The sequence below is a fragment of the Candidatus Binatia bacterium genome (assembly GCA_036504975.1).
In the GTDB taxonomy this organism is placed as follows: domain Bacteria; phylum Desulfobacterota; class Binatia; order UBA9968; family UBA9968; genus JAJPJQ01.
On record DASXUF010000204.1, the window covers coordinates 1 to 10,510 of the forward strand.

The window sequence follows — 10,510 nt, forward strand, 5'->3', positions numbered from 1 at the left end:
AGCCCATCTTTTGCCGCTCGCGCGTCGGGCAGGACGCGGTAAACTTTCCGCGGCTCTAAATCTTCCGCGCCATCGTTTCGGATGCAAATCACAAACTGCTTTTTCTGACGCTTCATTTGCGTAAGCGACGAGTCAGGCGGCCAATTTCACGGCGACTGAGACACCAGCCTTTGCGCACAGGCCCACGAGGTAGTCCAGAGACAGCTTGTCAACCTTGTTGCGCGCGATCTCGGAGATGCGGGGCTGGACCACGCCAAGGCGCTTGGCGGCTTCCGCCTGGGTAATCGCCTCACGGTCCATCCATTTACGGAGCGCTTCGGCCAGCTCGCAACGCAGGAGCATCACAGCGGCCTCATGCGGTGGGAAGCCGAGATCAAGAAACACATTGTTTGAGCCCTTCACTTGCCGTGCTTGTTTTTTCTTCATGACTGCTCTCCGATTAACCTGTAACGCTGCACTGCCAGCTCAATGTCCGCCTGGGATGTCTTTCGGGTCTTCTTCTGAAAAGCGTGCAAGACATAAACTGCTTCCTCGAACTTGGCCACGTACACGACGCGGAACGCCCCGGCGGCATCTCGTATCCGAATCTCGTAGGCTCCAGATCCAACGGTCGGAAGCGGCTTGAAGTCTGCTGGTTCACGCCCGACTTGCACCATGAACAACTCGTATCCGGCTTGTCGACGCGCCAACTCGGGAAAGCCCGCTAAATCACGGTGAGATGTGCCGAGAAAGCGGGTCGGCTTCATCGCGATAACTTATACGACTATTCGTATGTACTTGCAAGTGCCCCACACGCCTAAACGTCCGCGTTGAACGGCGCGAGCAGAGGAGCGCAACGACGCTTGCGAGCGTTCGTTTTCCAAGGCGCGGTTAGACGGCGATTTCATCCCTGCAACGCGTCGCGCCACTGCGTAAGGAACGGTATGAGATTCTCGAACCGAGCTTCATGTGGGGTAAGTATCTCGTGGAGCATATTTGCCACTGGATACGAATCGTTGGTATCGACACCAAGATTTGAAATCACTTCGATCGTTTGCTTGGCTTGAGTTGTGGGTGCGTCGAGAGCCCATTCAGGGTTGTGCTTCCAGTGATTGGCGGCAGCATTTACCAGTTGGGCCATGGATTGGCCTGTCCGATGCTTCGGACCGCGCGCAAGAGCCTCACGCTTGTTACCTTTGAGCTGGCTCCGGCTCACCACTGCGGTAGCGTACGTTTGGCACGCGATGAAGCCAAACCCCGCGAGGTATTCAACCTCATCGAAGATTCCAAAAGCATCCGGATCTGGGCTTGAGCGAGACTCTGCCTGCAACCGGTCGAGACTTGAGTCCACCAAGGCCGCTGCGGCCCTCAGAAAATCAAGATCGAAGTCCACGATCATGATCCGCGTCCGTGTCGTTCCCGTAGCCGTCTAATATCATTATAGCCTTCCAGATCCCAATTTGTCCGCCGGGTGGCGAACTCCTTTACGTGGTAGTTCCGATCGAGAGTCAGCTCACGCCGCCGACATGGCGAGGTTCTGGTAGTGATACGCCTTGGAGACCGCGCCGATGCCCTGGATGATTTTGTTCCAGCTTTCGCCGGCGTCGTCGCTGTAGAAGACTTCTCCGTCGGTCGTGCCCGCGAAGAGCGCAAAGCCGCTGTTCCACACGTCCATCGAGAACGCTTCGACGTTGCCACGGATGTGTTCCGGCAGGCCGTTGTGCAAAACCTCCCAGCTCTTGCCGCCATCCGTGCTCCGCGCGATGCGCGAATCCGCCGTGTGCAGTTTTCTCCATGTGCCCGGGCCGGTCTTGCCGCCGGCGACGAAGAGGAGATTTCGGTTGTGCGGATGAATCAGGAGCGGATCGACGTAGCCGATCCGAAAATCTCTCGGCGTTAAGCTCGTCCAGCTTTCGCCGCCGTCCGCGCTCACGCAAACTCCGGCCGTGACTTCCGGACCGCAGTTGGTGGTGGGCATCACGAGATAAATTTTTCCCGGATCGGAAAGCGCCGTCGCAACGCGATGCGCGTCGGGGTTCAAACCCGCGACGGATTTCCAGCTCTTGCCGCCGTCCTCGCTCTTGAGAAAACCTCCGACTTCGACCGCCGCGTAGATTTTTTCCGGTTGTTTGACGTCGAACGCGAGGCTCTTCACGTGCGCCTGGTGCGGCGGGCCGGGAAACGTCCATCTCTCCACGCCCGGAACCTCACGCAGCCCGGAGAGCTCGGTCCAGTTTTTGCCCAGGTCGTCGCTGTAAAAAAGATGCGCCGGCTGGGTTCCGGCGTAGACGCGCGGCCGTCCGGCAAGTTGTTGGCACGCGAGCGAATAGATTTCTCTTCCGCCCAACCCGCGGTCGCGCCGCTCCCAATTGCGTCCGAGGTCGTCGCTCGCGTAAAGCGCCTCGCCGAAAGTTCCGGCGAACAATGTGCGGCTCGTCGGCTCGAAGAGGAGCGCGCTTATGTGCTCGCCCGCGAGAGATTTCTCCCGCGGCGTCCATGGCCCGTCACTCCGCGCAAAAGAAAAAACTCCATCCACCGTGCCCACGAGAAGTGTATCTTCAGGCGCAGCGCCCACCGTCGTCATCTGGCCGCCCGGCGATAAACAGATTGGCATGGCTCGCTCCTTTCTTTTTTATCCGGGGTTCGATTCCAATCCCTAATTCGTCATTTTTGTGCCGTCAAGCGTACTTCGCCGGGCGCCACGTAGGGTTGATAGAAGTCAGACCCCGAATATTTCCCTGAGCCGGAATATTTCCTTCGTCAGCGGTCGAGGTAGGCCGACTTCCCCGTCGTCAACAGATGGTGCATCGCGGCGATGTTGTCCCCCCCGCGGTCGGCGTTGCGCCAGTCTTTATACTTTGGAAGCTGCAAAGTCTTGGCCGCCTGCTCCTTGCTCATTCCCTTGGCGATCGCATCTTTGACCGCCGTCTGAAGGTCGACTAGAAAATCGATCGCCTCCTGAACGTCCTTCTTCGTGCCGACGTCGCCATGGCCGGGCAGATAAACGTCCACGTCCATCTTCATGATCTTATGCAGCGCGGCAATCCAGCCGTCCACCGAGGGGGTATACATAGGATTGGCCCAGCTCTGCCTGGCGAACGACCCGCCGGTCGCCAGCGCTTTCGCGTGCGGGAAGTAGATAAATGAAGCTCCCGGGTCCTGGGCCGGGCCGAAGTAAACAAGCTGGGCTATCTTCCCGCCAAGCTTGATGTTCATTTGCGTCTCGAAGGTCACGTCCGGCAGGGTCATTTTGATCTCGGCCGGGTTAAAACCGTATCGTTTGAAGGAAGCTCCCCGTCTTGCGAGGTCTTTGTCGAAATATTTTTCTATGTTCCGGGCGGCATCGATCTGGCTTGCAATCATCGCGCCCTGCTCCTTGAAGACCTGGTTCCCCAGGTAGTGATCGCCGTGGGCCTGGGTCACGACGGCCCAGCGAATGGGTTTGTCCGTGATCTTGCGAATTTTTTCAATCAGATCCTTGGCCCCGCGCGGGTGCCAGCGGGTGTCGATCACGAGCACGCCTTCGTCGGTCACCCAAATGATCGAGTTGGATGAGTCATAGTCGAAATGGAAGTAGAGATCAGGAGCGACTTGTTTCATGACCACCGGAGGAACCTTGCTGCCCTCTTCGGCTGCCTGTCCGGGTTGACTCGGAAGTGTCAGGAGCACCAGCGAAACCAAAAAGACCAAATGCCGGTTCTGAAAGATGACCTTATTCATCATGGGGTATCCTCCTTCTCGTAGGTTTCGCCTGCTGACCTGGCTTATTACCAGGGGCCCTTCTATTGCAACCATTTTTGGCTGTCCACTCAACGCAACCCGGAGAAAAAGTAGACACTGATTAAGACGCCGAAGCCGGCCAGGATAAGATTACTATACGTGCCGAGGTTCACCCAATAGCCTTCCGGAGTTTCCACCGGCTTCATCGTCTTGAGGACATTCCGGTACTGGACTGCGGACAAAACCGCCACGACTGCCCCGAGCATAATAAAGGACACCCCGACCCAGAGCGAGGCGTCTCTCTGCACCGTCCGTTCCGCTTGCGGCATAAAGATATGGATGAACAAGCCAAAGCGCTCGATGACGAAACCGAACGCCATCAGCGCGAGGCTCGTGCGCGTCCAGGCGAGCAGCGTCCGTTCGGCGGCGAAGAATACCCTGGGGTCGTTCAAGTCGGACATGGCTTCTCTTAATATCAGTTTCCTTTCTCGTTCAGCAACTCCTTCAATGACTTTTTGCCTTCCAGCCAATCGACTGGAAGAATGAGCACCGGCGTCGCGTTCAATTTCATTTCCCTGGCTTGACCGATAGGCGTCTATTCGCAGTACAGCTTGGCGGCCCGCTTGGCTTGCTCCAGACGTGCAGACTGCACGCGGGACGTTTTACGGCGCACTTCATCGACGATGCTGGTCTCGGCCGTTGCGGGGTGACCGCAAGCGAAGGGCGGCACGGGATTGTACTCCATCAGCAGCTGGATTTCCTTTGCCCTGTCGGCACCCGAAGTTTCGGCGACGATCGTCAGGGCAAAATCGATTCCCGCGGTAACGCCGCCGCCGGTGATGCGATTGCGATCGACCACGACTCGATCGGTCACGGCGATCGCGCCAAAGATCGGCAGCAGGTCGAGAGAAAGCCAATGCGTCGTCGCGCGGTAACCTTTGAGCAAACCCGCCGCCCCAAGGGCGAGAGCGCCGGTGCACACCGAAGTTACATACTTCGCCTGCTGCGCTTGCCGCCGCAGGAATTCGAGAACTATGCGGTCTTCCATTATTGCGCTGGTGCCCGGACCGCCGGGGACAAACATTAATTCGAGCGGCGGCGCCGTATCGATCGGAGTATCCGGAATGAACTTCAATCCGCCTTTAGCGGCGACGGGTTGTAAAGAATGCGCAATCACTTTGACTTCACACCCCGGCAGTCGCGAAAAAACTTCGTAAGGACCGGTGAAGTCAAGCTGCGTCATGTCCGGGAATATCAGCATGCCGATGATCATGGTGTGTCTCCTCGCGGCGTATCCTACACTATCGGGAGAACGACGAGAACGGGCTCAATCCCGCAGCCAGACGATAATCTCACCGGCCACTCGTTCGGGATCTTCACGTTGCGGGAAGTGGCCGACGTTGGGCAACACCTTGCGTACATAGCGGCTGGTGAAAAACTTTTCCTTGCCGGCGGAAGTCGCGGGGTCGTTGCAGGCGTCGATCTCGCCGTGCAGGACCAGCGTCGGCACCGTCACCGGCGGTATCGGCGCCAACCGGTGTTCCAAGTCCGAATAGCGGGGATCACCGTCTGCGTAGCCCCAGCGATGACGATAGGAATGAATCGTCACGTCCGCCCAATCGGGATTCTCGAACGAAGCCGCGGTTGCCGCGTACTCGGCCTCGGAGAATTGCCACGCCGGCGACCACGTCTTCCACATGAACTTGCCAAGCTCATGCCGCGCGTTTTTCACGAGCTCGATGCCGCGCGGCAAAGAAAAATACCAGTGATACCAGTAATTCTTGATTTGAGTCAGCGCCAATTGCTGGTCAGGGCTGTTCGTGCCGTAGCCGACGGCAATCGCGACGAGCCTTGTGACGCGCTCGCTCAGCTCGGTCGCCGCGATATAGGCGGCGCGCGCGCCCCAATCATGGCCGACGAGGGCGAAGCGATCCAGGCCGAGCGCCTGCGCCATTTCGATCGCGTCGCTGCCGAGCGCCGACAACTGGCCGCTCCGCATGGTCGATTTTTCGCAAAACTGCGTGGGACCGAAACCGCGCAGATACGGCGCGATCGTGCGAAAACCCGCCTCGTTCAATTTGGCGGCCACGCGGTCCCAGGTGCGGACATCGTCGGGCCATCCATGCAAGAGGACAACCGGAAAGCCGCCCCTCGGTCCGCGCTCTTCGTAGGCGATGGTGAGGAGACTGGCTTCAACGAAGCGGATTTTGCGACTCTCCTGCTGAGCCATGGAGCGAAAGCCGGGCGCTGGCGCGGGCGATCGTTCAGAAAGCGCCCGAGCCCCGGCCCCTCGAATTACCCTACTCGGGAAATTTAAACCCTATGTAGGTTCCGTTGCTGATGCCCATCAAATAGAGCAAAGTGTCGGGAAATTCCGGCATCGACATGACCTGTGCGACGCTCTGAATGAAGACCGCGCCCAGGACGACGGTCCAGATGACGACCTGAAGACGGTGAAAACTCGCCCCGTTGCCGTCGTCGCAGATGTCCCGCCAAAAACCTCTGGATTGACCGGGCGCGATCTCTTGGGAGAGATCGTTGATCTCCTGCGCGAGCGCGTTCATTTCGGGTTGGATGGCCGCCAAGCGGATTTGTGCCGCCGGGGCATTGGCTGGTTGCTGCTGGAGCTGCTGCTCCTCCTCCTGGAGCTTGGCGAGGTCGACTTGCTTCTTGGCTAGCTTTGTCTGACTTGCGGTTTTTTTGCTGTTCCCGATCACTATGGCGCCGAGCCCGGTCGCAGCGCTGATGCCTATCAGAATGAGAACCTGCGGCGGAATGCGCTCCATCGTTCGCGTCAAGTACCAGACCCCGGCGAATGACAGCACGACCACCAGCCCCCAGAAAGCCATCTGGCTCTTGCCCAGGCTGTAATAACCCGTGCCTCTATCGCGCAGCATGTCTGTTTTATTGACCAAGATCCAGTAGACGATTCCTAGGATTGCCAGGCATACCACGAAGGTTACCAGGATTTCGTATTCGGTTGCGACATAGAACTTGAGTGGATGGTCGGAATGCACGGCCAGAGGCAGATCGCCGCCTATGGCCAGGGCGGGCTGCTCTATCGTCATCTCGTACTCATTCTTGTTCTTGAACAAAGTATCCCATGCTTTGCGACTTGCATCGTCATTGGCGTCGCGGTCCAGGCGAAATATCAAGCGCAGTTCCTTGTCCGCGACCTGTTGGGGGGGAGATTTCAATTCGGCAATGCGCACGCCGTCAAAATATAGCGACAGTTTCTGGCTTGTCTTTTTCCATTCCGTCTCGATTTTCTCGACCATCGAGCCGGTCGCTTTGATCGGTAGACTTTCGCCCAGTTTGAAGAGAAAGTCCTTAGGCTTGCTCGGTTCCCGTGGCTTAGTCTCTTCCTTTGGTTTGCTGCCTTTCGTTGGCTTAGCCTCTTCTTTTGACTTGCCGCCTTCCTGGGTCTTAGCCTCTTCCTTTGCTTTCCCGGCCTCAGTTTTTCCGACGATGACGAGCTCGGGCTCTTTTTCTGAGGTTTTCTTGGCCGTGTCTTGTGCGGCAGAAAGCGACGTGGGGCCGGCGAGCAGCGCGTATATTACGCCGACGATTAAACAACGCATGACGTCTCCTTTTTATAAAGTTCATCCACGATTTTTGCCGCCGCGCGATCGCCGCGGTTAGCTTATGACTTATGTAAGCCCGAGGCATACTTCATGGCCCCGAATCAGTCAAGGATAATTATCGATCGGCCATGGGAGATTCATTTTGCGGCGGGGAACTTGACAGGGCGGCGCCGTTGGGCGTAAGTGAGAGCCGCGGCGGAAACATCGGCTGAATAGAGTGCTGGGGGTTGTTCCATGAAGCAGATCATTGTCCTAGCTCTGTGGCTCCATTCGATAACCTATTTGCCGTCCGCCGCGTTCGGCGGCGCCGCGCCCGAGACGGCCGGCCAGGTCCTGGCCAAACTGAGTAAGCTCACGCCGGAGCTACGGCAAAAAACTCTGCTCGAAAAGGCCAAGGCCGAAGGCGAAGTATCCTATTACAGCTCGCTGCAAGCGCAGCAGCTCGATCCGTTCGCTCAAGTATTTCAAAAGCGCTACCCATTCATCAAGGTCAACCCGTACCGCGTTTCCGGGAACCGCCAGGTCATCAAAATCCAAACCGAGATGAACGCCGGCAACCATCTTTTCGACGTGACGAACGGCTCGGCCGAGCAGGCATCCTCGCTCAAGAAGATCGGCGCCATCGACCGCTACCATTCCCCGCAGCGTGAATCTTTCCCCGGCGCTTACAAAGACAAAGAGGGATTTTTTACTTCTCTGTATATCATCCCGATCGTTCTCGGCTACAACACCAAGATGGTAAAACGCGCCGAGGCGCCGAAAACCTACGAGGACTTGCTCAACCCGAAGTGGAAGAGCAACATCTTTCTCGACGACGAAGCGTACGAATGGTTCGCCGTGCTTCTCAAACACTTCGGCCGCGACAAGGGACTCCAATACATGAGAAACCTGGCGAAACAGGATGTGAGGATGGTGCGCGGGCGCACGGCGCAAAGCCAGCTTTTGACGGCGGGAGAACGCGCGCTGGCGATCGTGCTGTCGGGCCACACGGTGCTGGACTTGAAAGCCAGAGGCGCGCCCATCGATCAGGTGATTCTCGATCCTTACTTCGCGCAGGGCAACGATCTCATGCTGGCGCGCCATGCGCCCCATCCGCACGCCGCGGCGCTGTTTATGGACTGGGCGCTGTCCGAGGAAGGTCAGTCGATGATCACCACGTTCGGCCGTGTCGTCGGCAGAAAAGGCGTGAAGCAAAGATTCCCGGAGTTGGTCGAGAAACAGAGCTTGCTTGTGGACGCCGATTTTATCGCGCCGATTCTCGACCAGACCGCCAAAGAGTTCGGCCAGATTTTCCTAGGGCGTTGAGCGCGCGGAAGATTGTGGTCTCAGCTCTGCCGCTGCAAGATGGGCCAGCTCGCTGCGCACCACTCGTTCGATGCCGTAGCGCGGATCGAGACCGCCTTTGGCCTTGAGATCCTCGATGTGCGACTTGATGCCTTCCGTGCTGGCGATCACCTGTTGCGGTTCGAGGAACCAGGTTTTGGGGATCCCGCTCTCTATATCGCTTCCCTCGAGCGAAGCGACGTTGAGCGCCCGCGCGAGAACTTCCATGACCGCCCGGCCCGCCGGATCTTCATTTTTCATAAAGAGATGCGCGCGCATCACGCCTTTGATAAAGGCCTTGACGGTTTCGGGCTGCTCGCGGAGCATGCGCCCCGTCGTCGTCATCGAGCGCACGACGTAGTTGGGGAATAGCATGGAGAGATCCAACACCGTTTCGACCTCTCCTTCGGCGAGGTTCACGTCGAGCCCCATCGGGTTGTTGTAGTGATAGACCAAAAAATCGGCGCGGCCTTTTCTCAGCGCGTCGAGTTTCTCGCTCATGCCTTCGTTGTGGATCAGCACGATCTCTAAATCTTTGTCGGGATCGAGGCCGAGACTTGTAAACGCCGCCCGCGTCATGCGCTCGCCCGCGCCGAAGCGGCGGTTTGTGGCCAATTTCTTGCCCTTTAAGTCGGACGGCCGGCGGACCCTACCGGCCAGGGCGGCGATGCCGAACGGAAGGCCGTTGCGATAGGAGCCGATGATGTAGAGGTCTTTTCCCTGGGCGTTCGCCTCGATCACCATCGCCGGGTGGGCGTCCATGCTGAACGCGGTCTTTCCCGCGAGCAGCAGGTCGATCGAGCCGGTGTCATCGCCGGCGATCGCGAGCGTGCTGGAAGCAAAGCCCTCCGCGCGGAAGAAGCCGCGGTGCTCGGCGGTCAGCGGCGCGATCGGATGGCCCGGATGCTTCGGATAAAAATGCTCGACGGAGTAGATAATCTCTCTCTTCGCGTGATGAATCATAGCCGCTCCTCGGCTCCGACTATGAAATACAATGAGTTGGAAACTGCGTCAAACTGGATGAAAAGGCGCTCCGGAAAAACGCCGTCTTTCAGCTCGCAAATATCAGCGGCGGCGCGGTGATCGTCGCGATGGGAGTGGTGCTTCAGAGGGTCGAGAGTCGTCGATCGACTGGTTGATGATGGTCAAGGCCGGCGTGCAACATCGAGACGCCAGTCGCTGCAGAGCTTCAACAGCGGCCGAATCGCAGATAATCGTGTGCAGAGCCGTTTTACCGCTGCCGTCACTAGGACCGATGGCTTTGGAGAGGATCTCTTTGACCGGCGAGCCTTCGAGAGCATGTTGAAGCAGCCGATCGATATGCTCGGCCGGTAAACGAACCGTTATATCCATAAGACAGCGTAGCGGTACGGCGGGAACAAAGCAAGGCAAAGTTAGTTTGTCGCATGAAAAAACGCTCGCGTCCTGAGTGGCTCAACCTATGAAGCGGCGATTCGCGGTCAACGAAAGTTTCAGAAAGGTTTATAACCGGCCAGATAGGCCGCGATTCCTCCCAGAACGACGGCCGTCCACCAGAGAGTTTTTGTCCAGGAAGGGTTCCGGACGATGATCGCTGGAAGGGCCGCAAAAATAACCCAAACGCCAACTTTGATGGCGACCCAACCCGGCCACGACCAATAGATGCCGATCCGCGCCAGCATCCCGAAACCGGCGACCAGGGTCAGGACGATTCCAACGCCGTGAGTGACGAGCAGCACTTTGCGCCACGGATGCTTCCGGTCGGCTCCATGAATTGTGTCAAGGATAAGCCCGCCGACCGAGAGGAACAGCATCAACACGCCCACCAAATGGATCAGTTTGTAAACCTGATACGGAATCATTTTTTTATTTGGCCCGAAGAAGTAACGCTAAGTTATCAAGCGGCGATATCGCGGTCAACGAAA

12 protein-coding genes are annotated in these 10,510 nt (G+C 57.8%); 1 reads left to right on the forward strand and 11 read right to left on the reverse strand.

Features of this window, described 5'->3' with window-relative positions; all coding sequences use genetic code 11:
- Window positions 1–132: 132 nt before the first annotated feature.
- The 9 genes from VGL70_25025 to VGL70_25065 all read right to left on the reverse strand — a co-directional run bounded on the left by VGL70_25025 (window position 133) and on the right by VGL70_25065 (window position 7,280).
- Window positions 133–426, reverse strand: a complete 294-nt coding sequence (locus tag VGL70_25025) for an XRE family transcriptional regulator (GenBank protein HEY3306796.1) — start codon at window positions 424–426, stop codon at window positions 133–135.
- Window positions 423–746 carry a type II toxin-antitoxin system RelE/ParE family toxin gene (locus VGL70_25030; protein ID HEY3306797.1) on the reverse strand — a complete coding sequence of 108 codons (324 nt, stop codon included), beginning with the start codon at window positions 744–746 and terminating at the stop codon, window positions 423–425. The genes VGL70_25025 and VGL70_25030 overlap by 4 nt, the downstream gene beginning before the upstream one ends.
- A gap of 137 nt (window positions 747–883) precedes the next feature.
- On the reverse strand, window positions 884–1,378 hold the full coding sequence (locus tag VGL70_25035; protein HEY3306798.1) for a hypothetical protein: 495 nt from the start codon (window positions 1,376–1,378) through the stop codon (window positions 884–886).
- A 114-nt stretch (window positions 1,379–1,492) separates the two neighbouring features.
- The gene (locus tag VGL70_25040; protein HEY3306799.1) at window positions 1,493–2,593 is read right to left on the reverse strand and encodes a glycosyl hydrolase; all 1,101 of its coding nucleotides are present in this window, start codon (window positions 2,591–2,593) and stop codon (window positions 1,493–1,495) included.
- A gap of 146 nt (window positions 2,594–2,739) precedes the next feature.
- Window positions 2,740–3,702 carry an MBL fold metallo-hydrolase gene (locus tag VGL70_25045; protein HEY3306800.1) on the reverse strand — a complete coding sequence of 321 codons (963 nt, stop codon included), beginning with the start codon at window positions 3,700–3,702 and terminating at the stop codon, window positions 2,740–2,742.
- An 86-nt stretch (window positions 3,703–3,788) separates the two neighbouring features.
- Window positions 3,789–4,160, reverse strand: a complete 372-nt coding sequence (locus tag VGL70_25050) for a DUF202 domain-containing protein (GenBank protein ID HEY3306801.1) — start codon at window positions 4,158–4,160, stop codon at window positions 3,789–3,791.
- Window positions 4,161–4,294: 134 nt separating this feature from the next.
- Window positions 4,295–4,972, reverse strand: a complete 678-nt coding sequence (locus VGL70_25055) for a DJ-1/PfpI family protein (GenBank protein HEY3306802.1) — start codon at window positions 4,970–4,972, stop codon at window positions 4,295–4,297.
- Window positions 4,973–5,026: 54 nt separating this feature from the next.
- Entirely contained in the window at window positions 5,027–5,929 is a 903-nt protein-coding gene (locus VGL70_25060; GenBank protein ID HEY3306803.1) for an alpha/beta hydrolase, read from the reverse strand.
- A gap of 70 nt (window positions 5,930–5,999) precedes the next feature.
- Window positions 6,000–7,280, reverse strand: coding sequence for a hypothetical protein (locus VGL70_25065; protein HEY3306804.1), 1,281 nt, complete (start codon window positions 7,278–7,280; stop codon window positions 6,000–6,002).
- Window positions 7,281–7,517: 237 nt separating this feature from the next.
- Here VGL70_25065 and VGL70_25070 point away from each other — a divergent pair, with 237 nt between their 5' ends.
- Complete coding sequence (locus VGL70_25070) at window positions 7,518–8,588, forward strand: extracellular solute-binding protein (protein ID HEY3306805.1); 1,071 nt, start codon at window positions 7,518–7,520, stop codon at window positions 8,586–8,588.
- On the opposite strand, the gene VGL70_25075 is transcribed toward VGL70_25070, so the two are convergent.
- The gene (locus tag VGL70_25075; GenBank protein ID HEY3306806.1) at window positions 8,577–9,569 is read right to left on the reverse strand and encodes an ABC transporter substrate-binding protein; all 993 of its coding nucleotides are present in this window, start codon (window positions 9,567–9,569) and stop codon (window positions 8,577–8,579) included. The two genes, VGL70_25070 and VGL70_25075, sit on opposite strands and share 12 nt — an antisense overlap.
- A gap of 509 nt (window positions 9,570–10,078) precedes the next feature.
- Window positions 10,079–10,447: a hypothetical protein gene (locus VGL70_25080; GenBank protein HEY3306807.1), complete on the reverse strand. Its 369-nt coding sequence runs from the start codon at window positions 10,445–10,447 to the stop codon at window positions 10,079–10,081.
- Between the last annotated feature and the right edge of the window lie 63 nt (window positions 10,448–10,510).